Origin of the sequence: Candidatus Nitrospira nitrosa, assembly GCF_001458735.1 — a bacterium.
Lineage (GTDB): Bacteria > Nitrospirota > Nitrospiria > Nitrospirales > Nitrospiraceae > Nitrospira_D > Nitrospira_D nitrosa.
In genome coordinates, this window is sequence record NZ_CZQA01000001.1 from 1,434,318 (window position 1) to 1,459,033 (window position 24,716).

Here is a 24,716-nt window from a genome sequence, read left to right on the forward strand (position 1 = left end):
GAATTGAATTGCCTGGAGGGACTGGCGTCAGGCGTTTATTGCCTACGGCAACGCAGTAAAATTGTCGGCCTCCGCATCAGGCCCTGTGAAACAAGACGTCACACCAATCCACAGTCGGTGGGACACACCCAAGATGTGAGTTTCACGCCCTTCAGCCGATAGCGCAGGGCAGGCCTCTTGACGGCCTTGCTATATACCACTATTCTGTTGTGACATACTCATTTATTCTCCTTAGGCCAAATTGATGGTCATGCAGGGCAAAGATCCGTTTCTGGTAATTCTTGGGGTATTCATCCTTGGTATGACGTTCTTTTTCTGTGGGAAAGGGGTGGTGACGTCACCTCCTCCGGTTGCACTTGAGCATCCGGCTGAGCATCCTTCACAGGCCCCCAAAGCTATTGAGCGACAACCGTCGCCACCTACAATACCGGCGGTCTCTGCGCCGGCAGTCCCCCAAAAGAAGATAGACGATCTGCTGATCGGTAAGACGATTCCATTCCGCATCAACAGCGCGACCCTTCTGTCGGACGGGAAAGTCGTCTTGAATGGAGTGGCCGCGAAGTTGCGCGAAGACCCAACGGTGACTGTGGAAGTCAACAGTCAGATGGACAACGGCAGACCGGAGGGTGCGAATCAGATGCTCTCGGAACAGCGTGTCAACGCCGTCGTCGAGTACTTGGTCTCACAGGGAATCGCAGCCGAACGGCTGATCCCCAAAGAGTACGACGCGTCGCGATCAATTGCTGCGAGTGCTACCGATGAGGGGCGCAGGCAAAACCGAAGAATCGAATTGTCCATCGGAACGACGGGAGAATAGTCGTCATGTCTGGTAGCTGGGCATGCTGGTTCTGGACGTTGGTGGGAGCGGGATGCCTTGGGTGGGGGGTCAAGGGCATGGTGCTGGGGTCAGTGATGGATGAGAAGCGGCGTGAGGTGGAACGCCTCAAGAGTAAGGTCACGATGCTGACCAATCAACCCCCGGAGGTACGAACAGTCGAGAAGCGGGTGGAGGTACCAGTCGATCGCGTAGTGGTGAAGCATGTTGAGGTGCCAGTCGAGAAGATTATTGAGAAGCGAGTAGAGGTGCCGATTGAAAAGACCGTGGAGAAGATCGTGGATCGCCCGGTTGATAACCAGGAGTATCTCGTCCGGATCAAGGCGTTGGAAGGCGAGGTTGCCATGATTGCCGGGCTGCTCCCTCAGATTGCGCAGTTCCAAACCGTTGCGTCGCAGGTTGGGGGGAGGAGCGTCGAAGGGCGGGTGGTGGTGCCGGTCGACAATCCGGAGCACCTGGCCCGGATCAAGGCGGTGGAAGAAGAAATAGTCGTCATTGCTGGATTCCTGGCACAGATCGCGCAGGCACAAACCGCTTCTTCGCAGGCAGGAGTGAAGAGTATCGAAGAGCGGGTGGTGGTGCCGGCCGATAATCCGGAGCACCTGGCCCGGATCAAGGCGCTCGAAGGCGAAGTGGCCGTCATCGCCGATCTTCGTTCGCAGATGGCGGAGCTTCGGGACCTGTTGTTGCAGGTCGGTGAGAAGGTTGCCAAGAAGCCTCTGGAGACTCCCGTAGAACAACATATGGAGACACCGCCCGCGCAGGTGAGTGAACGGGCAGTGGAATGCAACCAAGCCAGTGTCAGTGAGCAGAGGGCTGAGCGCGAAGCAGATGAAGTGTCGCCTGATGATCTGAAACACATCCGGGGGATTGGGCCGGCGTTAGAACGGTTCCTCAACAAACGGGGCGTCTTCTGGTTCCGGCAGGTGGCGACCTGGAGCCCAGCAGATATCGACAAATTCGAATTCCTCCTGCCCAACTTTGGGGGGAGGATCCAACGGGAACACTGGGTGCGCAGCGCACAGGTCGAGCACTACAAGAAGTATCAGGAATGGCTCGGCGACGGTGAGCCGCCGAGAGAGAGCCTCGACCTTCCAGGGCAGATGACCGAGATCCACGCTGTATCTTTACAGAATGAGGTCAAAGTTGCTGAGACTTCCACCGAGGAGATTGCCCTAAAGAATAGAGCTGTGGTGGATGAAGCGATCAGCGAACCAGCGGGCGCCTTGGACCAGGCCGGTGCCGCTGAGTCGGTGGCTGAGGGAGAAGCAGATAAAGCGTCGCCTGATGATCTGAAACACATCCGAGGGATTGGGCCGGCGTTAGAGCGCTTCCTCCATAAACGGGGCGTCTTCTGGTTCCGGCAGGTGGCGACCTGGAGCCCAGCAGATATCGACAAATTCGAATTCCTCTTGCCCAACTTTGGGGGGCGGATCCAACGGGAACACTGGATGCGCAGTGCACAGGTCGAGCACTACAAGAAGTATCAGGAATGGCTCGGCGACGGTGAGCCGCCGAGAGAGAGCCTCGACCTTCCTAGGCAGATGGCTGAGCCCCAAGCCGCATCTCCCCAGGCTGAGAATCAGAGTATAGAGATGATGGGGATCGAGACTCCTATGGAACAGAATGGGGTGGTGCCAACCGCTCAGGTCAATGAGCACGCATTAGATCGCGACCATGCAGGTGCGCAGGTGGATGGGGGCCAAGCGGTAGGAGAGTCGTCCGATGACCTGAAGCGAATCTACGGAGTGGGGCCAGGGTTAGAACGGTTTCTCCACAAACGGGGCGTCTTCTGGTTCAGCCAGGTGGCGACATGGAAGCAGACAGACATCGAAAAATTCGAGTTTCTCTTACCGAACTTTGAAGGTCGGATCCAACGGGAAAACTGGGTGCGTAGCGCAAAGGTCGAGCACTACAAGAAGTACAAACAGTGGCTTGGCGACGATCAGCCCCCAAGTACCACGCCGGAGACACACTAGGTTGGCCCGTTTCCTCTCTTGATTCCTCCCGAGGTATGACGCGCATCTACGTCAACATTTTCAATCTCGACGTAGGCTCGATTCTAAAGAACGCATGCGTGCTTGACCGACTGAGATTCAATCAACGGTACACAGAGTTAAAACTTCAGCGCAATTTCAAGTCGCGAGTTGCAATTCCCAAGGCAATTCAGTAGCTTGAACATTGCTTCCTCATCCTCCTTCGGTTTGACTCCCCCAAAATCCCTGTGATAGCGTAGATTACTGAAAATCTCACAGAGAGAATGCAACAGGAGTCTTTATGAAATTTGTCTGCTTGAACTGTGAAACATATATGAGCCTCGAGAAGGTGGAGAAGCCGGAGGAGGGTTCCCTTGGCGTTTTCTTTGCCTGCCCTTCTTGCAGCGCGAAATTCTCAATGGTGACGAATGCCGGTGAAACGAACATGATGAATTCGTTGGGCCTCAAGCTAGGGGCCAAGGCGGAGCCGGCGGCATCGATGGCAGGGTTGAGGGCCGTAGCCGAAAACGGTCAATCTGCTGCCGCGACAAAGCCGAGTCCTGCTGCACCAGCCGTCGCGGCAACCGCGGCGTCGCCTGCTAAGGCTCCAGAGAAGGCGAGCGGCTGTCCATTCTCCGCGATGGTGGCGGAAATGGGCCTGACCAACTCCGGTAAGCCAGCCAACGGCGGGCCTTCTGAGTTCACGTGGACTCCAGATGCCCAAGAGAAGCTTGATCGGCTTCCAGCCTTTGTGAAGCCGATGGTGCAAGCGAGTGTGGAGGGCTATGCCCGCAAGAGCGGCTTCAAGACCATCACGCTACAAGTGATGGATGACTCGAAGAATTATTCCCCTGAGGGTATGACCTGGTCACGCGAAGCCGAGCAGCGGTTGGAAAATATTCCTGACTTCATTCGTCCTATGGCCCGCAAAGAGGTGGAGCGGATGGCCAAGGAACGTGGGGAATCCACCATCACGGCCCAGGTGATGGAGGAAGCCAAAGATAAGTTCATGAAATTCATGTAAGAATAGTCTCGTTCTTTCGTGAAGGGAAAGGCCCATCCAGCCGTCTGGATGGGCCTTTCCCCTATTGTACGGGCGTTCGGTCAATGGTGCGATGGCATGAAGTGGCGGGCTTCTCTGCTGTCCCTACTGCTGCTGACGGTTTCGCTCTCCTCCTTGGGCGGCACTAGTTCTGCCCAATCATCTCTGGAATACTCTGCGATTTCTCCTCCAACCCACCAGAACCATGGGTCGCATCGTGAACAGAATGGGGATACGTGGGAAGGGTCAACTCAAGGGGTCGCTTATTCTGAGTTCAACCATCGCTTCGCCGGATTGTTCGTTCTGTTGTTTGGCCTGGCGGAGTTGGGGCATGCGTTGCAGTATCAGGTGCCGGTCTGGACTCGTTTGGTCCTGCCCGTCGCACTCGGAGTTCTTGGGGGGTATCTCTTAATTTGGAGTGACCATGAGGCCTGGCCGATCGGGTCACTCACATTTGCACAGACCTTCTCCGGCCAGGATCCTGAAATTCTTCAGCACAAATTCTACGGAGTCTTTTCGAGTGCCGCGGCCGTAACTGAGGCGCTACGTCGAATTAGTTGGGCCCGGCATCCCGGGTGGGCCGTCCCCATGCTTATCCTCGGATTTTTTGGAGCCATCCTGCTCTTTATCCACTCGCATGGGAATCACCCGGCGAATCACATCATCGAGTTGCACCATGCCTTTCTCGGCACTATCGGGATTGGTGCCGCCGTTTCAAGTGCCATGATGGCATGGGCATCCAGCGCTTCGGGGAAGACGACGAAACGCTGGGAAATGGCGTGGGCGATCTGTGTGGTCGTCATAGGTCTCCAACTGCTTGTGTATTTTGAGTAGCCTGAAGCCGCGCGGGCGTAGGTCGTAGTGCTCAATCCCGTCGATCCTGTTGCTGCGGGAGTACTCCGAATGGTGCCCCACCATCTTGCTTCAGAGGCCAGTGCGATTTGACACCTTTCTGAGGCCTGTGCTACCTCTAACCGATCACAGGTCATTCGTGCTCTATCACAGATCTCTAACCGGCCGAGAGAGTATGGCTGGATAGAGGAGGACACACATGGGTGGACATAGTCATTGGGCGACGATTAAGCGCCACAAAGGGGCTCAGGACGCCAAGCGTGGAAAGATCTTTACCAGAATTATTCGCGAGGTGACGATCGCTGCCCGTTCGGGTGGGGATCCGGATGGGAACCCTCGGCTTCGCCTGGCCATTGCCAAGGCGAAGGAAGCCAACATGCCGGGCGATACTTTGAAGAAGGCGATTCAGCGAGGCACCGGGGAGCTGCCCGGCGTGACCTATGAAGAGTTTTCGTTGGAAGGTTATGGACCAGGAGGAACCGCGCTGCTCTTGGAAATTACGAGCGACAATCGGAATCGGACCGTGGCGGAGATCCGGAGCCTCTTGACCAAGAATCATGGCAACATGGCTGAGGCAGGTGCCGTCGCGTGGCAGTTTCACAAGAAGGGGCTCCTGGCGATCGAACCAGGAAAGGTCGATGAGGATACCTTGCTCTCCTTGACCCTCGATGCCGGAGCGGAAGACGTGAAAACCGGCGAGAAATCGATCGAGATCATCACCGGGCCACACGAATTTGAAGCCGTCAAAAAAGCGCTGGCCGATGCAAAGATTGAGACGACACTAGCTGAAGTTACGTATGTTCCTCAGAATACCATCAGGCTCGAAGAAAAGGCGGCCGAGCAGATGCTGAAGTTGATGGAAATTCTCGATGAGCACGACGATGTGCAAAAGGTTCATGCGAACTTCGATATTCCGGATGAGGTCATGGAGAAGGTCGCTGCGACTGCGGCGGGCTGATGCTCCAGTGACTCTGACTTGGCATTTGTCATCGGATAACCAAACGAGATGATCGCCTTTCTCACGGGGCGGTTAGCTGTCAAAACTCCTACTCATCTGACGCTTGATGTGCAGGGCGTCGGGTACGAAGTTCATATCCCCCTCAGCACCTATTACTCGCTTCCGAATCTCGACGACAGTACGGCGCTGCATATTCATACACAGCTGCGGGAGGATGCGATCCAGTTGTTCGGCTTTCTCTCGCAAAGCGAGAAGGAGGCGTTTTTGCTGTTGACCAGCGTCTCCGGAGTCGGCCCTAAATTGGCCCTCAGCGTGCTGTCGAGTTTATCTGTTACGGACTTGGTTCATGCCATTCAGACTGCGGATACCGAGAAGCTAGAGACTGTTCCGGGCATCGGCAAGAAGTCAGCCGGGCGTCTCGCGCTTGAGCTTAAAGATAAGGTCGGTAAGATCCAAGGTATCCACCCCCGTTCTCCCGCAGCAGAGCCTGCGGAATTTGATGATCTCTTCGAGGATGCATTGTCCGCTCTGGTACACTTGGGCTACCGCGCTCAAGATGCCAAAGAAGCCCTCAGGCGGGTGACAAAGGGCACCTCCGGCTCTTTGGCGCTGAAGGAGCTGATTCGAGAAGGGCTCAAGGAATTAGCAAGGGGGTAACCATGATGCCATCGTATTCGAGGACTGCCAGGCTCATTCTGTACTGTGCGATGATGGGGGCATCGTTTGTTCCCCTCTCTCCATCCGTGAGCCTTGCGGAGGAATCCTCGGAGCCCAAAAGCATTCGGATGACCTGCGGGAAATGTCCTGACGGCTATGCGACGACAGGCCTAACCGAATCCCAAGACATTTGCAAAGACCACGATGGGGTGCTTGTACAATGTGTGCCACTTGGGACGAACATGCTGGGAGTCTGTGGCGTTTGTCCCGAGGGGTATGCCGAGATCGGCAGTTCCTCGGTTCCTGCGCGCTGTGGGAATAGTGACGGGGGGAGGCTGACACAATGTCAGTTGAAGAAAATGGAAAGCAATTTCCCCGATTCCACGCAAGGGTACAAATCCTGTCCTCCTGATTGTGGGAACGCCGCACAGGCGGGGCAGGGGGCCTTGCCACCTCCCCCGAAGTATCAGACCAAGTAGATGCGAGTGTCAGGTTATGACCGAACGGCTTGTGACTAATCGTGCGACGGATGAGGAGCGAGGTCTGGAACATGTCCTGCGGCCCCAGACGCTCGACGAGTATGTCGGCCAGGCAAAAATGAAGGAATCGCTTCGGATTTGCATCGAAGCGGCGAGGCAGCGAGGAGAATCGCTGGACCACGCTATCTTTTATGGTCCGCCTGGACTTGGGAAGACGACCATTGCGCATATCATTGCACGGGAAATGGGAGCGGCGTTGCGTTCAACCTCAGGGTTGGTGCTTGCTCATGCCGGCGACCTTGCCGCAGTTCTCACCAATCTTCAAGAACATGATGTGTTGTTCATCGATGAAATTCATCGACTCCCTGCTTCCGTGGAGGAGGCGCTCTATCCGGCGATGGAGGACTTCCAGCTGGACCTGGTTGTCGGACAAGGCCCAGCCACCAGGACCGTGAAACTCGACCTTCCGCCGTTTACGCTGGTGGGAGCCACGACGAGGGCTGGTTCCCTCACCTCCCCCCTCCGTGATCGCTTTGGCCTGGTCTATCGGCTGGAGTTCTACGAGCCATCCGAGCTGGAGACCATCGTGGTGAGATCGGCAGGTGTCTTGGGGGTCGGGATTGATCGTCCTGGTGCGGCGGAAATTTCGCATCGGGCACGAGGAACGCCACGCATTGTTAATCGGCTTATCAAACGCATCAGGGACTATGCCCAAATTAAGGCTGATGGCCGCATCACCAAAGAGGTCGCGCAAGAGGGCTTAGCGTGGCTTGGGATTGACGAGGCCGGGTTCGACGACATGGACCGCAAAGTTCTTCTCACCATCATCGAGAAGTTCAACGGTGGGCCGGTTGGGGTGGAGTCCTTAGCGGCTGCTGTTCAAGAGGATAAGGGTACGATCGAGGATGTGTACGAACCCTATCTCATTCAGGCAGGTTTCTTGGACCGTACAGGGCGTGGCCGTCAGGTGACGAAGTCAGCGTACGACCATTTCAAGCGACCGTCTCATTTGCTGATGTAAGCCGGGCACGTTCTATCCGCTCGGGTGCTTTCCGCAGGCGCCAGCTGTTCTTGCAATAGTTTCCACCGATCCTGTAGAATTCCCCACTTGTCTCAACGATCCGCGTCCTTATAAAGGGATGAGGAAGCCCTCCTGAGAACGGGTGTTTGAAACGAGACGCCGTATGCCCAAGGACATGCCAGAATATCGTAAGGAAATCGATAGGATCGATGATGAAATCATTCGGCTTCTGAATGAACGTTCAAAGAGCGTCATCGAAATCGGGCGGTTGAAAAAAGAGAAGGATGCGGATGCCAACCTCCATACCGCAGGCCGAGAGGCCGAGATTATCCAACGGCTCACCAAGCTCAATACCGGTCCTTTCCCAAGCGACGCCATTCGGGCTGTCTATCGGGAAATCATGTCAGCGTCGCTGTCGCTTGAGGCTCCCCAAAAGGTCGCGTATCTAGGACCAAGGGCCACCTTTACCCATATGGCCTGCATGCAAAAATTCGGGTCGTCCGTCCAGTATGTTCCGGTCCAGAGTATTAAAGAGGTCTTCAGCGAAGTAGAACGAGGCCGAGCCAATTTTGGGGTTGTGCCGATCGAGAACACGACGGAAGGGGTGGTCAATCATACCCTCGACATGTTTATCGATTCCAATTTGCGAATCTATGGCGAGGTTCTTCAAGAGGTCTCCCATCACCTGTTGTCAAAATCAGGTCTTATGGGAGATGTGAAGAAAATTCAATCACATCCGCATGCTCTAGCCCAATGTCGGAACTGGCTTGAAACCAATCTCCCCCATGTTCCTACGGTGGAGGTGGCGAGCACGGCCCGCGCCGCCGAAATGTGCGTTGATGATCCGGCATCTGCCGCCATCGCGTCGGAGTTAGCTAGTCAGCTGTACGGCTTAAAAGTGATCAAGGCCAGGATCGAAGACAACCTGAATAACTTCACCCGTTTCCTGGTGCTGTCTCAAAAGCCATCTGAACAGACGGGGAAAGATAAGACGTCGTTGATGCTGTCGGTGAAGGATAAAGTCGGAGCTCTCTACGACCTGCTTCGTCCCTTCGCCTCCTATGGCATTAGTATGACGAAGATCGAGTCACGTCCCTCTCAGCGCAAAGCCTGGGAGTATATTTTCTTTGTAGATGTCGAAGGCCATATCAATGACGACCGAGTCGGTAAGGCCGTAGAAGAAGTGAAGGGCCGCTGTCTCTTCATGAAGATCTTGGGCTCCTACCCGGCTCATAATTAATTATGCCACTCCAGGTCCATCCGGATATTCGATCGCTCAGTCCATACGTACCCGGGAAGCCGATTGATGAGCTTCAACGGGAGCTCGGGCTGAGTCGCGTGATCAAGCTTGCCTCCAACGAGAATCCGCTAGGACCTTCCCCGAAAGCCGTGGCGGCTCTCAACGGCGTGCAGGATACGCTGCATCGCTATCCAGACGGGGGGGCGTACCAACTGCGCCGGGCGCTTGCCGATCGATGGAAAGTAACTCAAGAGCATGTCATCCTCGGGAACGGGTCAGATGAGATCATCGGTCTGCTTGCCAGAACGTTTTTGGCGCCTGGCGATGAAGCCGTGATGGCGGACCACACATTCGTGATCTACAAGATGGAGGTCACAGCCGTCCACGGGAGGCCGCTGATCGTCCCTCTGGTCAACTGGACGCACGACCTTGAGTCAATGGTCCAAGCTATTACGCCGCGAACGCGACTGCTGTTTCTCTGTAATCCCAACAATCCTACCGGTACGATGGTGCCGTCGGATGCAGTCGAGCAATTGATGGCACGAGTGCCGGACGATGTGATTGTGGTATTCGACGAAGCCTATTATGAGTATGTCCGGCATCCGCAGTTTCCAGATGCGCTGGCCTATGTGAAACAGGGGCGAAACGCGATTGTCCTGAGAACCTTCTCGAAGATTTATGGGCTGGCCGGACTGCGAATCGGGTATGGGATCAGCACGCCGGAAATCATCGATTACTTGAATCGGGTTCGGCCGCCATTCAATGCCAATAGTCTCGCTCAGAAAGCCGCGCTGGCTGCCTTGAGTGATGACGAGCATGTGGCGAAGAGTCGGGCGATCAATGCCGCCGGGATCGAACAGGTAGGGCAGGGGCTGCGGGCACTCGGACTCCTACCGATTCCGACGGAAACCAATTTTCTCTACTTTGACGCCAAACAGGATGGACGCGGGGTGTTTGACGCGCTCCTGCGAGAAGGCATTATCGTGCGGCATATCGAAGGTACCATGCTGCGTGTCACCATCGGCCAACCCGACGAAAATACCGCCTTCCTTCAGGCGCTCGGCAAGGTCTTGGGTGGCGGTAGATAGATAGGAGTCCTAAGAGGGAACTATGATCATCGTATTGAAACCGGAGGCATCGGAGAGCGAGGTCGACCATATTATCGATCGACTGCGTGATCTTGGCCTCAAATCACAAATTTCAACGGGCCAGGAGCGCACCATCATCGGGGTCATCGGTGACGATCGTATTCTGCACAATCAGCCGTTGACGGCCCTTCCAGGCGTCGAAAGCGTCCTGCCAATTTTGGCCCCTTGGAAGCTTGTCAGTCGCGAGTTTAAGAAAGAGCCGACGATCATTGATGTCGGGGGTGTCAAGATCGGCGCCAAAAAACTCGCGATTATGGCCGGTCCTTGTGCAGTGGAGCGACTCGAACTGACGGTCGGGATTGCCCATGAAGTCAAAGCGTCAGGTGCCACTATTTTGCGTGGCGGGGCCTATAAACCACGGACGTCGCCCTATTCGTTTCAAGGGCTGGGGCGGGAAGGCCTGGACTACCTCGTCGAGGCGAGAAAGCAAACGGGTTTACCGGTGGTCAGTGAAATCCTGGATACGCGCGATATCGAACTGTTTTTAGAAAAGGCGGATATCATCCAGATCGGCGCTCGGAACATGCAGAATTTTGAACTACTGAAGGAAGTCGGCGCCTATGACAAGCCTGTGCTCCTGAAGCGGGGGTTATCGGCCACGATCAAAGAATTTCTCCTGTCGGCTGAATACATCATGTCGCGCGGAAATCAGAACGTGATGTTGTGCGAGCGCGGTATTCGCACGTTCGAAACGCAGTACCGGAATACCTTGGATCTGGCGGCCATTCCCACATTGAAAGAACTGTCTCATCTCCCAGTCATCGTGGATCCCAGCCATGCCACGGGGAAATGGGATCTCGTGGCGCCGATGTCCAAAGCGGCGGTTGCAGCCGGGGCGGATGGGCTGCTCATCGAGGTTCATTCAAACCCGGAATGCGCCCTTTGTGACGGGGAAGAATCAATCAAACCGTCAAAATTTAAGACGTTGATGGGGGATCTGAAGAATATCGCGAAGGCCGTGGGAAGAGAGTTGTAACGTTTCGATGCCGGTTCACTTTAAACACGTCGCCATTATTGGGGTCGGGCTGATTGGTGGATCGCTCGGCATGATCCTCCGCCGCAGGGCCTTAGCCGATCACGTGGTCGGCATTGGCCGTCGAGTGGAAAATCTCAAGACAGCTGTCGCCTTGGGAGCGATCGATCGATATGTGGCCGACCCTGAAGAGGGTGTGCGGGGGGCGGATTTGGTCGTGCTAGCCACGCCTGTTGATACCTATGAGCGTCATCTAAAGGAATGGGCACATTGCCTTGCCCCTGGATCGATCGTCAGTGATGTGGGGAGTGTGAAGGGGACGTTAGTTGAACGATCCGAGGCCGCCATGCCTGCCGGAGTGCATTTTGTCGGGGCGCATCCCATCGCAGGAAAAGAAAAGACAGGAGTCGCTGCTGGCTCCGATCAGCTGTTCAAAGGGGCGCGCTGTATTTTGACTCCTACGCAACGGACAAATGCTATTGCTTTGGAACGGGTCCGACAGTTGTGGGAAGAAACCGGCTCGATCATGTTGACGATGGACCCCCACCTCCACGATCAAATCCTGGGTGCCGTCAGTCACTTACCCCATGTGGCAGCTTTTGCGCTCATGAATGCCTTGTCTGAGCTTCGTGATCAAGAGTTGTCGTCGCTGGATCTTGCCGCCCACTCTGGAGGGGGGCTGCGGGATACCACGAGGATAGCCGCGAGTTCTCCAGAAATGTGGCGAGATATTTTTCTGTGGAACCGAGGGAACGTGGTGGCCTATATCGACCGGTACACAAGAGCCTTGGAAGAATTGAAGCAGCTGATTAAGGCCGGTGATGCAACCGGTATCGAAAAAGCACTCGAACGGGCAAAAGGCGAACGCGAGAAACTTGCGAGTTCGGCTGTGCGTCACTCATGACATCATTAACCATTCATCCTGGCCGTCCACTCAAGGGAACCACAAGCGTTCCCGGCGACAAGTCTCTCACCCATCGGGCGATCATTCTGACGGCATTAGCGGAAGGGACGAGCACGATTGCCGGATACTGCCGAGGTGAAGATTGTCTGAACACAATGAGGGCGTTTCAGACACTTGGGATTCCAATTACAGAGACACCGACCGAATTGACTGTCTGCGGGAAGGGGTTTTGGGGGTTGACTGAGCCGAGTGGACCGATCGATTGCGGAAATTCCGGGACCGGGATTCGGCTGCTGGCTGGCCTTTTGGCTGGTCAAGATTTCTTCTCCGTCCTCACCGGCGATGAATCGATCCGGCGCCGTCCCATGGGGAGGGTCGTCAAACCGCTACGCGAGATGGGCGCGGTCATCGCCGGCCGCAAAGGAGGAGAATTAGCTCCCTTAGCGATTACGGGCTCAGGCCTTCATGGAATCGACTATCGCTCTTCCGTGGCGAGTGCACAGATCAAGTCGTCGCTTCTTCTCGCCGGTCTTTTTGCTCAAGGGCGGACTCGCTATAGAGAGCCACGGTTGTCACGAGACCATACGGAGCGGATGTTTCAGTTTTTTGGCATTCCGCTTAGACGGGAAGAGGGAGCGCTGGTTTTAGATGGAAGGCCGTCCGTTGGATGGCGAGGGGTGGACGTGACGGTTCCCGGTGATTTCTCAGCTGCGGCCTTCTTTTTAGTTGGCGCGACGATTGTGCCGGGATCCGATGTCACCATTCGGAATGTCGGGATGAACGAAACCAGGACAGGCCTCATTGAGGTCATGCGAAAGATGGGGGCGGATATTCAGGTATTGGGTTTACGCGAAGCGGCTGGAGAGCCGGTCGGGGATCTGCGTGTGCAGTCTGCCGCTTTGAAGGGAGTGACGATCAGCCCGGACCTCATTCCCAAAACGATCGATGAATTTCCGATCCTGTGTGTGGCGGCTGCGGTTGCGGAAGGAGATACCGTCATTTCCGGTGCGGAAGAATTGCGAGTCAAGGAGAGTGATCGGATTGCGACAATGAGTCGAGAGTTGACGGCCATGGGAGCTCTGATCGAAGAGCGACCTGATGGCATGGTGATTCGCGGGGTAGGTCGCAGGGGGGAAAACGGGCAATTGCAAGCTTCCAGCAATGCTCAGAGCCATGGAGACCACCGGGTGGCGATGTCGTTAGCCATTGGTGGGTTGACGGCGGAGCAAGAGATGACGATTGCGGATACTGATTGCGTTGATACGTCATTCCCAAATTTTTCAACCATGCTGGCGGAGCTGTTGGCTCAGTCATCGTGACGGTTTGATGGGACGAGGGATGAGTGATTATTGCGATTGATGGGCCGGCCGGGGTGGGGAAGAGCACCGTGGCCAAATTACTGGCGAGTCGGCTCGGGTATCTCTATCTCGATACCGGGGCACTCTATCGGGCTATCGCATGGAAGACTTTGCAGTCGAGGGTTCGTCCTACAGACCATACTCATGTGGCTGCCCTCTTGCCGACCACGTCGATCCATATGCAGTTTCGTCAGGGTGCGATGCAGGTGCAGGTCGATGGCTTCGACGTGACGGGACAACTACGTACACCTGAAGTGACTGCCGCGGCTTCTCTTGTGTCCGCTATTCCAGCCGTTCGTGAATGGCTGCTGCCGCTCCAACGTCAGATCGGCCAAGGAGGGTCCGTGGTAGCAGAAGGTCGCGATATCGGTACCAAGGTCTTTCCCACGGCCTCGTTCAAATTTTTCCTGGAAGCTGATCCCGATGTTCGAGTGGCACGACGGCACCGTGAGTTAGTCGCTGCAGGCCGGGGGGAGTCGATTGAAACCACGTCCCATGATCTATCGGCTCGAGATCAGCGAGATCGGACCCGTTCCGTCGATCCATTGGTCCCCGCAATGGATGCACGATTTATCGACACCTCTACTCTCAGTCCCGATCAGGTCGTGGAACAGATGATCGCGGCTGTGTCGACTGAGTTGTGAGCGGGATTGTCTACGGGTTGTTGTGGGTCCTGGCGCGCAGCGTCGCCTGGCTCTGTTTTCGGTACCGGGTTGAAGGCCAGGTTCCTCCCACCGGGGGAATGTTGGTCGCCGCCAACCATGCGAGCTATCTCGATATTCCGCTCCTTGGATGCGGGATGAATCGAAGGGCCTGGTACCTGGGGCGTCACGACTTGTTTCCCATCCCGGTGTTGAGCGGTTTGTTGCAATCGCTGGGGTGGATTCCGGTGAAGCTGGGCCGTCTGGATCGGGAGGCCTTCGGGAAGGCCATTAACCTGATTCGGGCCGGTCACGTGGTGGTTATTTTCCCTGAGGGAGGACGCACTCAGGATGGTCACCTCCGACAGCCCAAGGCTGGTATCGGTGTGATCGTGTCGCAGACGGGATGTCCGGTAGTTCCGGCGTATTTGAGAGGGACCTTCGACGTTCTGCCTCCGGGGGCCTCGTGGCCTCGCTGGCGTCCCGTGACTGTTCGGCTTGGAGCCCCTATCACATTTGATACGGGAAAGCAGAAAGAAAGAGCGGAAACAAAGCAGTTTTATCAACTGGTCAGCCGTACGGTGATCGAACATATCGCAGCCTTGGGGGAGGTTCCCATTCCAACAAGGAAGGACGATGTGGCCAGCGAGACACCGAGTAGGTCGACCGCCGACGCTCACAACGCTGAGTGAGCCAGGCGACTTCACCATCAGCACCCGACGAGAGTCGGAAGAGTAGGATGTTCATATGGGTACGGTATCCAACAGTAGCGACGCGCAGTTAGACCGCAATGCCTTGGCGGCATTGTATGAAGAAACCTTTCGCAACTTGGAAGAAGGCACCATTACCGAAGGGCGTGTGGTGGCTCTGACCAAGGACAAGGTCATCGTTGATATCGGGTACAAGTCGGAAGGCATGATCCCAAACGATCAATTCTCGTCGGACGACTTGGCAAACCTCAAGATCGGGGATCGGCTCCAAGTTTATATCGAGGAATGTGAAGACGCAGACGGTAATCTCGTGCTTTCCAAAGAAAAAGCCGACAAGATGAAGATTTGGGAAGAGCTCGAGAAGATGTACAAGGACGAAAAAAGTATCGAAGGCAAGATCGTGTCTCGCATCAAAGGCGGGATGATGGTGGACATCGGCGTCAAAGCGTTTCTGCCAGGCTCGCAGATCGATCTTCATCCCGTGCGCGATTTAGATGGACTGGTCGGAAAGACGTTCCCGCTCAAGATCATCAAGATCAATCACCGACGAGGGAACGTGGTGGTGTCGCGCCGTGTGTTGCTGGAAGAAACGCGTGATAAGAAGCGGCAGACGACGTTGGCAAATCTCAAGGAAGGTCAGTTGATCCAAGGAACCGTGAAGAACATCACTGATTACGGATCATTTATTGATCTCGGTGGGATCGACGGCTTGCTCCACATTACGGATATGTCGTGGGGGCGAGTTGGACATCCGTCGGAACTGTTTACTGTCGGCGACAAAGTGGAAGTGACGGTATTGAAGTACGATCGCGAGACCGGCCGTATTTCTCTGGGCCTTAAGCAAAAGAGCGCTGATCCCTGGACGAATGTTGCCGGTAAGTATCCCATCGGGACCAGAGTGCGTGGTCGGGTCGTGAGTTTGACTGATTACGGTGCATTTGTAGAGCTCGAACCAGGTGTGGAGGGGTTGGTGCACGTCTCCGAGATGTCGTGGACACATGAAGTCCGGCATCCGTCTCGCGTCGTGGCGGTTGGAGACCAAGTCGAAGCCGCCGTGCTCAATGTCGATCCGGCGAGCCGGAAGATCTCCTTGGGCATGAAACAGACTGCTCCGAATCCTTGGGATATGATCGAAGGAAAGTATCCGATCGGAACCCGCATCGAAGGGAAAGTGAAGAGTCTCACGGATTTTGGAGTCTTTGTCGGACTGGAGGAAGGTATTGATGGGTTGATCCATATTTCCGATATGTCCTGGACGAAGCACATCAAACATCCTTCCGAACTCTTCAAGAAAGCGCAGAAGGTCGAGGCGATTGTCCTACGCATCGACAAGGAGAAGGAACGGCTCTCACTTGGCTATAAGCAGCTGACGCGTGATCCGTGGGACGAGGTGATCCCATCGAGGTATCATGTCGGCGACTCCGTGACGGGCAAGGTGTCGAAAGTCGCCGATTTCGGGGTTTTCGTTGAGCTTGACGGTGGTGTGGAAGGACTGATCCACGTCAGCGAATCAGGTCTGGATTCTTCCCAGAAGCTGGAAGAAAAGTTTAAGTTGCAGGAAGACCTGACGGCGAAGATAATCAAGGTCGATCGGGAAGAACGCAAGATCGCACTCAGCCTTCGCGATCATCAAATGGATTGGGAGCGCAAGCAGGTGGACGACTATCACTCGTCGCAGGGCGCTATTGATCAAACCCTCGGTCGAGCTGTCAAGCAGAGCCGGAAGCGCGCGCAGGCCGACGATCAAGAATAAGGAATTCCTGACTCGGAGTGGTCCGTACTTATGGCGGATGATGTGACACAGGACGTGCGCCCACCCAAACGCCATCTGTTTCGCAAAGTCATTTGGCTCTTTGTGGCAGGGGTGGGTGCAATGGTGCTGATGAATCTCCTCTATCCTGACCTTGACTTGTCAAGTGAGGATCGGATTGCCTTGATCCGTGTTGAAGGTGTCATCATGGATTCCCAAACGACCGTCGCGGAACTGAAACGTTTCAGTGAAAGTCCCTCCATCAAAGCGATCGTCCTTCGGATTGATACGCCAGGGGGTGGTGTGGTGCCATCACAGGAAATCTATGATGCAGTCAAGCGAGTACGGAACAAGTCCAACAAGGCAGTGATTGCGTCAATGGGGAGTGTGGCGGCGTCAGGGGGGTATTATATTGCCGCGGCGACGGATCGGATCGTCGCGAATCCTGGGACCTTGACCGGAAGCATCGGTGTCATTATGGAAACCGCCAATGTGGAAGGGTTGCTTCAGAAAATCGGTGTGGAAGGGGTCGTCATCAAGAGTGGGAAGTTTAAGGATGTAGGGTCTCCACTTCGCAAGATGAGCTCCGAGGAGAGGGGCTTGCTCCAAGGGGTGATGGATGACGTCCATCGGCAATTTATCGAAGCGGTGGCAGAAGGTCGATCGCTGGAATTGCGAACAGCTCAAGCTCTGGCGGACGGCCGAATCTTCACCGGTCGCCAGGCCAAAGAAGTGAAGTTGGTGGATGAACTCGGAGACCTGGACGATGCCATTCAATTGGCCGCAGATGTGGTAGGGATCCAGGGGGAGCCCAAGATCGTCGAACCACGCCGCCGTTTTTCTCTCCGTGAAATGCTGGACTCAAAGCTGAGCATGATGTTCCCCAAATTGGATATGCAGCCAGGTGTCAGCTTGAAATACTTGATGGCATTTTAGCTGTGTCATTAAACATGCGGTGATCATCGAGCGGAGGGAGAAGAGATGACGAAAGCGCAAATTATCGAGAAAGTCTCCGAGCAAGTGACCACATTGACCAAGCGGCAGGCAGAAGTCGTGGTCAATACAATATTTGATTGCGTACGAGACTCCCTGAAAAATGGGGATAAGACGGAAATCCGAGGATTCGGCAGCTTTCGCTTGCGCGCTCGTCGTATGAAAGAAGGACGGAATCCCAAGACCGGGGAGACCGTCGCTGTTCCGGCCAAGCGGGTCCCGTTTTTCAAAGCCGGCAAAGAGATCAAAGAGTTACTTAATCAGTAGATAGTGCGGTTCTCTCACGAGGATGTAGATCGATGTCTGACCCATCCCAGTTTGCAGCGACGGATATCCGGTGGACTGCTGGCGCACTAAAGCGCATGGAACGTGCGCCGCTTTTCCTTCGTGGCATGGTCCGTCGGTTAGCCGAAAAAAAAGCCCTGGAATTGGGGTATGAAGAGATTACAGAAGAGGTTCTCGAACGATTTAAGGGGCAGATGATGGGAGGAATGGGCGGTGAAGCCGGCATGACGGCGGCCGCTGAAGCGATGGAGCAAGGACGGCTCCCATGGACGGCTGCGGCAAAAGATCGGCTGGCCAACGTGCCGGGGTTCATGCAAGCCATGATCAAACAGATTGCGGAAGAGATCGCTAAGGAACGAGGCCATCTCGAGGTAAACGTCGAGTTGTTTGAAAAGGTTGAGGCACTCGGTGATATCCGCGAAGACGAGAAACCTTCGATGGAGTGGACGGAGGACGCCTTGGCGTTGCTTCAAGATAAACTTAAAGAGTCCCCACCCATCGCTGTAGACTTCGTAGCGGATATGCTGAAGCGGGATACCGAAGACTTGGCCAGGGAGAAACATCTGACGCGTATTGATGGATCAGCGCTACGGGAAATCTGGGATACCCCTGAGGCCAAAATCAGCTGGACGGACGACGCCTGGAAACGGCTTCAGACATCTCCTGACTTTGTCCGAAGTGGAATCAGAAAAGCCGCGGAGCGGAGGGCTCGTAAGCTCGGATTGAAAGAGATCGATTCTGATCATTTGACGACATTTCGAAATCAGGCCATGATGAAAGCGGTCAAACGCATTCGGTCATTCGGCTATCAAGAATTGACATTCGACGCCTTTGAGACGGCGCTCAAGAAGACCAAGCGTTTGCAGAGCAATGATCAGGCAGAGAAGCGTTTGCGGGAGATCCGCGGCCATTTTGCCGACCCAACAACCAAGAAGCCTGAAGGTGGGACGCTGGGAGCTGAGCTTATGGATCGTTTTCGGAAATATCTCAAGGGGGAAGGCACGCTCTAGTATCAGGGTTATTTTACAAGCATAGCCGTTGTCTTTGCCCTCCAGTTTTCTCCTGCCGGTTGCACACGGATAACGTTTAGACTCGATTTCTCATATCCTGACCTCTTCAACCCATCGTCATAGTGGAGCTCCCCCCGGTATTCATCCTTGGAAGGTGTCAGGGTGGTCAAGAACTTATTCATGTCGAGGGGATTCGCGTCGGTGCAGGACTCTCCAGCTAACCGAAGTGATGGTTGTGAGTACACATCAAGGAGGATTAGAGGAGAGCCTCTCTATCCATCGTGTGTAGTCCGCATTCTGGGGATCGGGAGTTGCCAGGCGTCACAGGACTGACGCCTGGTACCACGTGATGGGAGTCGCTAGTGTGCCGCCATTTCCTGGGGCCAAAACTTATGACGGATTTGGGGAAGCGGCTCATTGTCAAAGTTCGGGATGTCGTAGAGACATCGGTCGATAGTTGCCACTTCGTCTTCGGTTAACGGTACGCTGACCTTCTTTTTCCAGAATTGGTCAAGCGTGAAATAGTCCCCAGATTGTGGCTTCTGGGCCAACAGCTCCTGCATCTTCTTGAAACCTGCCGTATCGACGCCGGGAACACGCCCCTTGTTTCGATCAAGGCACCAGTTCAGCACTTCAGCAATTCCATACATCGTGATATCAACATTCACCATCTTGCTCATAGCAATCCTCCAAAGAATATTCTTAGATCATAACGTAACTAGCTGCACAAATTCAAAGGCTGACGATAGGGCATTGTAGATTGCGGGTCCAAATAGGGCATCTGTATACTGAGTCATCTGGCAGGGGCGTCTGGTGGTCAACCAGGTTTTTAGCATGTCTTTCAGGGGGCACCAACCTTCGGTGACTCTGCTAGAAGTAGCAAAATCAGTTCAAACGCTTGATGGCGAGAGAATCAACGTCGAGTGTGGCCAGCACACCTGGCGGATGAGAAGGGTCTGATTGAGGAGATATCAGGCAGTCTGCATGAATCTGATGTGTCGTTTGAGTAAGTTTATCTGCAGCGGGGTGGGACTCTACGTCCTCATGGCGATCGGTTTGTGGGGCTGTTCCAAGGCGGAGCCTTATCTCCCACCTGATCCGTTTTACTATTTTGCGAGTTACCCCGTAGGCAAGAACCCAACAACGATTACGACCGGTGATCTCAATCACGACTCGTTTACCGATCTGATCACGACGAATATTTCGAGCAATTCCGTTTCCATTCTATTCGGTAACGGCGACGGCACATTCAAAGACCAAATACAGGTTCATGTGTGCCAGGAACCACGCGCTCTTGTCATGAATGACTTTAATGAAGACGGGCAGGCGGATGTCGTTTTAGCGTGCTCGGGTGGAGATGAAGTTGAGCTACTGCTTGGCCGCGGGAACGGAAAATTTGAAGAAGGAGCCCGGTATCCGGTCCATCGCAGCCCGGTGTCACTGGCGGCAGAAGACGTGAACGGCGATCATCATGTCGATCTTGCCGTGGCCCTTCGAAACGACAAGGTGAAAGTGTTTCTTGGAAATGGAAAGGGCGAATTGCGACATGGAGCGCAATATGAGCATGGAGATACTCCAACCTCCGTGGCTCTATCCGATCTCAACGGCGATGGCAAGATCGATCTCGTGGTCACCAACGGGGGGCCGATGTCCAATGCGGTATCCGTCTGGCTTGGGAACGGAAATGGGACGTTTCGAGACCCCAAGGACTATTCCACTGGCAGACGGCCGTTGGGGGTGAGTTTTGGAGATTTCAATAACGATCACAATAGCGATCTGCTGGTCATCAATGGAGAGCAGGATAGCTTCACGACCTTTTTGGGAAATGGGAATGCGACGTTTCGGCCAGGGAAGGATGCCGGTGCGGATGCCGGTCCAAATTTTGGTCTTGCCAGGGATTTCAACGGTGATCAGCTGGTCGATGTAGCAATCGTGAATATCCAGTCGAACGATTTGTCGATTCTATTCGGGAAAGGCGATGGAACCTTTCACTATCCCCCGAGAAACTATCGGACGAAGTACGGTCCGTTTGCCCTCTGTTCGTTCCATGTCACCACGTCAGGAAGCGAGGAACCTGGGCTCGCCATTGCAGACAATGGAAGCGGCAGCGTGTCCATCTTTCTTCATCGTGGGCTCAAGTCCATCGCTCGATCCGATCCCAAGGGGTGACCCATGAGCGGACCTCAGGCTATTTCTTGACAGCTTAGGAGCCCTTCGCTAGAGTTGAAAAAGGCTGGAGAGAGCACGATTTACGAGCAGAAGAATGGCGCTTCGATCCTTCGCATGGTGGTTCATGATAGGGGCTCTGCTGACACTGTCAGTCTTGATGGTTCAGGGTGGGGTTCGCGATTTATGGGAAGGGACCCAGCCCTCCGGAGGAACGAATGTGTTCGTCTATTTTGGCACCACCCTCCTCGGTGGGGGACTCCTCGCCGGCTGTGTCGCACTCATTATGAATCGTATTCGATAGCGTAGTAGGCTGCGGAAGACTCCTCCGGACTTCTGTTGCCGTGATGGTCTTGAGGGGTGAGACGACGTAGAACACCCTTGTAGGATGCCTAGAAAGGCCATCCAGCGAGGCCACAGCAAGCAAAGGGATGAATCGTATTCTGGGCCGTACGGTGCCCTCTGATCGGCGCGAGAACGCCGCAGGCGGTTTGTCTGAATCCTGGTAGAGAGAGCAGGACATGTATGCAATGCCTCAAGTGCAGAGGGTTTATGATGGTCGAACGCCACTATACCCTCCTCAATCGAAGAATCTACGCTCGATGCCTTAACTGCGGATTCTGGATTGACCTGGCCGACCTTTTACGATTTTTCCACAAAGTCATTGATAGCGGGAGAAAAGGTGATAAGGTTCGGGAATCATTCATGTTTTAGTGAGGCGGTGGTATTTGGTGCGAAAGGATCATATCTGGCCTCCTCATCACCCGTGGAACAACACAGGTGACTTCTATCGGGTCACCCTTCTGATAGCCTTCTCATTCCTATGGAACGCCTTCTCCCCGCTTCCGGCCCAAGCGAGGATTCAACACAGTACTCAGGACACAGGTCGATCAATCAATTACGCTCCTCACGTACTTCATTGGAAGCGTATCCCAGCTCATAGCATTCTCCTCAAAGAGTTACGATCGGGACGCGTACTCTTTGAACATGACACTGAGAAGCGTCTTTCGCCTGCCAGTTTGACCAAGATTATGTCGGCATTGGTGATTCTAGAGAGAGCCCGGCTGGACGAGCTCGCAACCGTAAGCAAGAACGCCGCGAGGGCACCAAAGACGCATTTGCGGATCAAGGTCGGAGAGGTGTTTCGCTTAGGTGATCTGCTGAAGGCTATGATGATGGTATCGGCGAATGACGCCTGTCTTGCGGCGGTCGAGCATGTCGGTGGTGACGAAGAACAGTTTGTGACCTTGATGAATGCTAAGGCGGCGGTGCTTGGGTTAGCGGATACGCATTTTAGTAACGGCTGTGGGTTTGACAACCCCAATCACTATTCAACGGCAGAAGATCTCGCCAAACTCAGTGAAGTGGCTATGCAAAATGCAACCTTTAGAAATCTGGTGAAGGCCGAGCGGGAGATCATTACGCCGGTCAGCGGCTATCGCGCCTATGTCTTGCACAATACGAATCGGTTGCTTGGTCGGATTCCCGGTGTGGAAGGCGTGAAAACAGGCTTTACCTCAAAGGCGGGCCGGTGTCTGATCGCGAAGGTATCTCAAAATGGAAGTGACTTGCTACTCGTTATCCTGAACTCGAATCGTCGATGGAATACCGCGAGGAGCCTAATCGATTACGGGTTTCGCATGACCGAACCGATTCACTCGCAAAAAGCCGGTGTCATGTAACGCATCGGGCCTAGGTACTGCTCGCATCTCCAATTCATTTCTGAAATAGACAATTTCTCGGGTCTGCTAACACTACTGATCATGTGCATGCGATATTGCGCACATGGAACTCACCTAGGCTCAGTATCGTCACATCGAGCGATGCTTGCCGATACCACGCGGCAACATCACGCTCGACAATCTGCAGGTCCTGAACGCGATCTTCTACGTCGCCAAGCAGGGCTGCGAATGGCCCAGCCTGCCCAGGCGGTTTGGGAACTGGCACACCATCCAGGAGTTCGCGTCTGGGTGGAAATCCAATTCTGAAGGAGCTCATATGGCTGAGAGGAAGACTGATCGTGTCCGTATCGGGCTTCTAGTGGTCTTAGTGCTATGGCCCGCACCGGACTCTATAGCGGGTATGACGATACGTTACGATCCGCAAGGAGTCTTCGACTTTACCGGGACCATTGAGCGAGTCTTAGGGCGTGCCGAGTCCTACCTTAAAGCCACGTCAGCTAAGGATGTGGACGGTAATCAGCTGAGTGTGTGGAAATCTGAATTGGCAGCTCTAGAATATCTTCAGCCTCGGGTCCAGCAGAATTCAGATATAGAATTACAGACGGCAGTGGCGGTTCTTGCCTGGGGTGTGTCATCCCAGAAGGGGCAGCAACAAATGGAGCAGATTATCCGAGCGAATCCGTCATATGCCACAGGGCACTGTCTCCTAGCGATTTTTGCCATGCGCGAGAGGGATTTAGAAAACTACGGAAGGCATTTTGAGGAGGCCATTCGGGCTGACCCCAATTATCTTCCCGCCTATAACAGCCTGTTGCTCTATTACGGGCATGTTGGGAAACGCGATTCAGCTCGTGAGCTATTCGCCCGCGGTAACGCACAATTTCCGAAGGACTCTTCCCTCTTATACAACCAGGGACTTAACTTCCTAAATGATGAGCGCTGGGAAGAGGCTCAAGGAAGCCTTCAACAGGCTGTTTCACGACAACCGAGTGATCAGAACCGACTGATACTTGGATCCATTCAGCTTCGGCGTCAACAGTACGAGCGTGCACAAACGGCGTTTGAGTCGATTCTCAAGGCAAATCCCAAGAACATCTTTGCGTTGGCAGGACTTGCTGAGACGTATAAGGAACGGCAGAATTTTGCAACATCGATTAGTTTGATGAAGCAGGCCATCGCAATCGAGCCTACAAACACGGATCTGCAAGATGAACTTCGGGTCCACGAAGAGGCCTACCGAAAATATAGTCGCCATAAGAGAAGCGATCCGTGAGAAAACAGTGAGGTCCGTTCTCGACTTTATACCGAAATGGACTAAGTCTACGGCCCTTCGCTTGACCGAGCTTGCCGCCGGTGCTCACCACGACCAGCTACAATGCGAACAATCAGCAGCTGATATTCGGAACGAATACCGAGACGTACGACTTCAACGGCAACCTGGCCACGGTGACGGATGCCAGCGGTACCACGACCTACAGCTGGAACGTGCGCAATCAATTGACGAGCATCACCAGCACCAGCTTTACCTATGACAGCTTTGGCCGCCGCACCGGCAAAACGGTCCAAGGCGCCACCACCAACTTTCTCTATGACGGGCTGAATCCCGTGCAGGAAAAGAATGGGGCCACGGTCACGGCCAATCTGCTCACCGGGCTGGGGATCGACGAGTTCTTCACGCGCACCGATGGCGTGGGCGTGCTCCTGCCTGATGTCCTCAGCTCGACGGTGGCTGAGCAATGGCACTGGCTTTGGAAGCGAGTGGTGAGAGTGAGCAGAGAACGGCTATGACTCAAACTGCCTTATGCGGGATGTTGGGAAGTGGAAGATCCTCTTCCGCTGACGCGGCGGCAGATGCGATAAGGGCGCACCGATTGCTCAGTCAGAGTCGGCAAATCAGCAAGGCTCTCTTGGGTACTGGCATCTTCTGCGAGACAGGCTAGCACTGTGCGAACGATAATCCATGTTCATTTGACTACAGGCTCCCCTCCGCAGATCGCCTTGTCCGGCACAATATAATCTTCGTGGTCCACGCTCGA

General features: G+C 54.6%; 25 protein-coding genes and 1 pseudogene. 25 read left to right on the forward strand and 1 reads right to left on the reverse strand.

What is annotated here, in order from left to right:
• Positions 1-250: 250 nt before the first annotated feature.
• From COMA1_RS06850 to COMA1_RS06940, 19 genes are all read left to right on the forward strand, one after another.
• The gene (locus COMA1_RS06850) at positions 251-817 is read left to right on the forward strand and encodes an OmpA family protein (RefSeq protein ID WP_176697897.1); all 567 of its coding nucleotides are present in this window, start codon (positions 251-253) and stop codon (positions 815-817) included.
• 5 nt (positions 818-822) lie between these two features.
• Entirely contained in the window at positions 823-2,814 is a 1,992-nt protein-coding gene (locus tag COMA1_RS06855; RefSeq protein ID WP_090745651.1) for a hypothetical protein, read from the forward strand.
• 442 nt (positions 2,815-3,256) lie between these two features.
• Positions 3,257-3,835, forward strand: a complete 579-nt coding sequence (locus tag COMA1_RS06860) for a PCP reductase family protein (protein WP_176697898.1) — start codon at positions 3,257-3,259, stop codon at positions 3,833-3,835.
• A gap of 96 nt (positions 3,836-3,931) precedes the next feature.
• Positions 3,932-4,687, forward strand: a complete 756-nt coding sequence (locus COMA1_RS06865) for a hypothetical protein (protein WP_090745656.1) — start codon at positions 3,932-3,934, stop codon at positions 4,685-4,687.
• 217 nt (positions 4,688-4,904) lie between these two features.
• Positions 4,905-5,663, forward strand: coding sequence for a YebC/PmpR family DNA-binding transcriptional regulator (locus COMA1_RS06870; protein ID WP_090745659.1), 759 nt, complete (start codon positions 4,905-4,907; stop codon positions 5,661-5,663).
• A 48-nt stretch (positions 5,664-5,711) separates the two neighbouring features.
• Positions 5,712-6,320: a Holliday junction branch migration protein RuvA gene (ruvA, locus tag COMA1_RS06875; protein WP_090745662.1), complete on the forward strand. Its 609-nt coding sequence runs from the start codon at positions 5,712-5,714 to the stop codon at positions 6,318-6,320.
• A 2-nt stretch (positions 6,321-6,322) separates the two neighbouring features.
• Positions 6,323-6,799, forward strand: a complete 477-nt coding sequence (locus COMA1_RS06880) for a hypothetical protein (protein ID WP_090745665.1) — start codon at positions 6,323-6,325, stop codon at positions 6,797-6,799.
• A 16-nt stretch (positions 6,800-6,815) separates the two neighbouring features.
• Positions 6,816-7,820, forward strand: coding sequence for a Holliday junction branch migration DNA helicase RuvB (ruvB, locus tag COMA1_RS06885; RefSeq protein ID WP_090745668.1), 1,005 nt, complete (start codon positions 6,816-6,818; stop codon positions 7,818-7,820).
• Between the two features lie 163 nt (positions 7,821-7,983).
• Positions 7,984-9,060, forward strand: coding sequence for a prephenate dehydratase (gene pheA, locus COMA1_RS06890; RefSeq protein WP_090745671.1), 1,077 nt, complete (start codon positions 7,984-7,986; stop codon positions 9,058-9,060).
• A gap of 2 nt (positions 9,061-9,062) precedes the next feature.
• Positions 9,063-10,148 carry a histidinol-phosphate transaminase gene (hisC, locus tag COMA1_RS06895; RefSeq protein WP_090745674.1) on the forward strand — a complete coding sequence of 362 codons (1,086 nt, stop codon included), beginning with the start codon at positions 9,063-9,065 and terminating at the stop codon, positions 10,146-10,148.
• A 22-nt stretch (positions 10,149-10,170) separates the two neighbouring features.
• The gene (gene aroF / locus COMA1_RS06900; protein WP_090745677.1) at positions 10,171-11,184 is read left to right on the forward strand and encodes a 3-deoxy-7-phosphoheptulonate synthase; all 1,014 of its coding nucleotides are present in this window, start codon (positions 10,171-10,173) and stop codon (positions 11,182-11,184) included.
• A gap of 7 nt (positions 11,185-11,191) precedes the next feature.
• The gene (locus COMA1_RS06905) at positions 11,192-12,085 is read left to right on the forward strand and encodes a prephenate dehydrogenase (protein ID WP_090745680.1); all 894 of its coding nucleotides are present in this window, start codon (positions 11,192-11,194) and stop codon (positions 12,083-12,085) included.
• Positions 12,082-13,404 (forward strand): 3-phosphoshikimate 1-carboxyvinyltransferase, encoded by a 1,323-nt coding sequence (gene aroA / locus COMA1_RS06910; protein WP_090745683.1) that lies wholly within the window; start codon positions 12,082-12,084, stop codon positions 13,402-13,404. Before COMA1_RS06905 ends, aroA begins: the two co-directional genes overlap by 4 nt.
• A 23-nt stretch (positions 13,405-13,427) precedes the next feature.
• The gene (gene cmk / locus COMA1_RS06915) at positions 13,428-14,087 is read left to right on the forward strand and encodes a (d)CMP kinase (protein ID WP_090745686.1); all 660 of its coding nucleotides are present in this window, start codon (positions 13,428-13,430) and stop codon (positions 14,085-14,087) included.
• The gene (locus COMA1_RS06920; RefSeq protein WP_090745689.1) at positions 14,084-14,776 is read left to right on the forward strand and encodes a lysophospholipid acyltransferase family protein; all 693 of its coding nucleotides are present in this window, start codon (positions 14,084-14,086) and stop codon (positions 14,774-14,776) included. Before cmk ends, COMA1_RS06920 begins: the two co-directional genes overlap by 4 nt.
• 55 nt (positions 14,777-14,831) lie before the next feature.
• A complete protein-coding gene (locus COMA1_RS06925) occupies positions 14,832-16,547 on the forward strand; it encodes a 30S ribosomal protein S1 (protein WP_090745692.1) in 1,716 nt (571 codons plus the stop codon).
• A 30-nt stretch (positions 16,548-16,577) separates the two neighbouring features.
• Positions 16,578-17,480, forward strand: coding sequence for a signal peptide peptidase SppA (sppA, locus tag COMA1_RS06930; protein ID WP_090745695.1), 903 nt, complete (start codon positions 16,578-16,580; stop codon positions 17,478-17,480).
• A gap of 45 nt (positions 17,481-17,525) precedes the next feature.
• Positions 17,526-17,804, forward strand: coding sequence for an HU family DNA-binding protein (locus COMA1_RS06935; protein WP_086425704.1), 279 nt, complete (start codon positions 17,526-17,528; stop codon positions 17,802-17,804).
• Between the two features lie 32 nt (positions 17,805-17,836).
• Positions 17,837-18,832, forward strand: a complete 996-nt coding sequence (locus COMA1_RS06940; protein WP_090745698.1) for a PCP reductase family protein — start codon at positions 17,837-17,839, stop codon at positions 18,830-18,832.
• 359 nt (positions 18,833-19,191) lie between these two features.
• Here the strand turns inward: COMA1_RS06940 and COMA1_RS06945 are convergent, their stop codons facing one another.
• Positions 19,192-19,512, reverse strand: coding sequence for a hypothetical protein (locus COMA1_RS06945; RefSeq protein WP_090745701.1), 321 nt, complete (start codon positions 19,510-19,512; stop codon positions 19,192-19,194).
• A gap of 304 nt (positions 19,513-19,816) precedes the next feature.
• On the opposite strand from COMA1_RS06945, the gene COMA1_RS06950 reads away from it, so the two are divergent.
• The 6 genes and pseudogenes from COMA1_RS06950 (at position 19,817) to COMA1_RS06970 (ending at position 24,468) form a co-directional block, all read left to right on the forward strand.
• Positions 19,817-21,001, forward strand: a complete 1,185-nt coding sequence (locus COMA1_RS06950; RefSeq protein WP_090745704.1) for an FG-GAP repeat domain-containing protein — start codon at positions 19,817-19,819, stop codon at positions 20,999-21,001.
• Between the two features lie 94 nt (positions 21,002-21,095).
• Positions 21,096-21,302 carry a hypothetical protein gene (locus COMA1_RS06955; RefSeq protein ID WP_086425700.1) on the forward strand — a complete coding sequence of 69 codons (207 nt, stop codon included), beginning with the start codon at positions 21,096-21,098 and terminating at the stop codon, positions 21,300-21,302.
• A 427-nt stretch (positions 21,303-21,729) separates the two neighbouring features.
• The gene (locus tag COMA1_RS06960) at positions 21,730-22,680 is read left to right on the forward strand and encodes a D-alanyl-D-alanine carboxypeptidase family protein (RefSeq protein WP_176697899.1); all 951 of its coding nucleotides are present in this window, start codon (positions 21,730-21,732) and stop codon (positions 22,678-22,680) included.
• 130 nt (positions 22,681-22,810) lie between these two features.
• Positions 22,811-22,966, forward strand: a pseudogene (locus tag COMA1_RS21540) (transposase); the annotation flags it as partial.
• 114 nt (positions 22,967-23,080) lie between these two features.
• Positions 23,081-23,953 carry a tetratricopeptide repeat protein gene (locus tag COMA1_RS21985; protein ID WP_342672688.1) on the forward strand — a complete coding sequence of 291 codons (873 nt, stop codon included), beginning with the start codon at positions 23,081-23,083 and terminating at the stop codon, positions 23,951-23,953.
• Positions 23,954-24,033: 80 nt separating this feature from the next.
• The gene (locus COMA1_RS06970; protein WP_176697900.1) at positions 24,034-24,468 is read left to right on the forward strand and encodes an RHS repeat domain-containing protein; all 435 of its coding nucleotides are present in this window, start codon (positions 24,034-24,036) and stop codon (positions 24,466-24,468) included.
• Positions 24,469-24,716: the final 248 nt, after the last annotated feature.

Excerpts from the sequence above, each read along its gene's own strand:
- aroA (WP_090745683.1), top strand. The coding sequence starts at position 12,082 with ATGACATCATTAACCATTCATCCTGGCCGTCCACTCAAGGGAACCACA.
- COMA1_RS06940 (WP_090745698.1), top strand. The coding sequence starts at position 17,837 with ATGTCTGACCCATCCCAGTTTGCAGCGACGGATATCCGGTGGACTGCT.
- COMA1_RS06935 (WP_086425704.1), top strand. The coding sequence starts at position 17,526 with ATGACGAAAGCGCAAATTATCGAGAAAGTCTCCGAGCAAGTGACCACA.
- COMA1_RS06850 (WP_176697897.1), top strand. The coding sequence starts at position 251 with ATGCAGGGCAAAGATCCGTTTCTGGTAATTCTTGGGGTATTCATCCTT.
- pheA (WP_090745671.1), top strand. The coding sequence starts at position 7,984 with ATGCCCAAGGACATGCCAGAATATCGTAAGGAAATCGATAGGATCGAT.
- COMA1_RS21985 (WP_342672688.1), top strand. The coding sequence starts at position 23,081 with ATGACGATACGTTACGATCCGCAAGGAGTCTTCGACTTTACCGGGACC.
- COMA1_RS06865 (WP_090745656.1), top strand. The coding sequence starts at position 3,932 with ATGAAGTGGCGGGCTTCTCTGCTGTCCCTACTGCTGCTGACGGTTTCG.
- sppA (WP_090745695.1), top strand. The coding sequence starts at position 16,578 with ATGGCGGATGATGTGACACAGGACGTGCGCCCACCCAAACGCCATCTG.
- COMA1_RS06945 (WP_090745701.1), bottom strand. The coding sequence starts at position 19,512 with ATGAGCAAGATGGTGAATGTTGATATCACGATGTATGGAATTGCTGAA.
- hisC (WP_090745674.1), top strand. The coding sequence starts at position 9,063 with ATGCCACTCCAGGTCCATCCGGATATTCGATCGCTCAGTCCATACGTA.
- aroF (WP_090745677.1), top strand. The coding sequence starts at position 10,171 with ATGATCATCGTATTGAAACCGGAGGCATCGGAGAGCGAGGTCGACCAT.
- COMA1_RS06905 (WP_090745680.1), top strand. The coding sequence starts at position 11,192 with ATGCCGGTTCACTTTAAACACGTCGCCATTATTGGGGTCGGGCTGATT.
- COMA1_RS06880 (WP_090745665.1), top strand. The coding sequence starts at position 6,323 with ATGATGCCATCGTATTCGAGGACTGCCAGGCTCATTCTGTACTGTGCG.
- COMA1_RS06950 (WP_090745704.1), top strand. The coding sequence starts at position 19,817 with ATGAATCTGATGTGTCGTTTGAGTAAGTTTATCTGCAGCGGGGTGGGA.
- ruvA (WP_090745662.1), top strand. The coding sequence starts at position 5,712 with ATGATCGCCTTTCTCACGGGGCGGTTAGCTGTCAAAACTCCTACTCAT.
- COMA1_RS06860 (WP_176697898.1), top strand. The coding sequence starts at position 3,257 with ATGATGAATTCGTTGGGCCTCAAGCTAGGGGCCAAGGCGGAGCCGGCG.
- COMA1_RS06855 (WP_090745651.1), top strand. The coding sequence starts at position 823 with ATGTCTGGTAGCTGGGCATGCTGGTTCTGGACGTTGGTGGGAGCGGGA.
- COMA1_RS06925 (WP_090745692.1), top strand. The coding sequence starts at position 14,832 with ATGGGTACGGTATCCAACAGTAGCGACGCGCAGTTAGACCGCAATGCC.
- COMA1_RS06955 (WP_086425700.1), top strand. The coding sequence starts at position 21,096 with ATGGCGCTTCGATCCTTCGCATGGTGGTTCATGATAGGGGCTCTGCTG.
- COMA1_RS06870 (WP_090745659.1), top strand. The coding sequence starts at position 4,905 with ATGGGTGGACATAGTCATTGGGCGACGATTAAGCGCCACAAAGGGGCT.
- ruvB (WP_090745668.1), top strand. The coding sequence starts at position 6,816 with ATGACCGAACGGCTTGTGACTAATCGTGCGACGGATGAGGAGCGAGGT.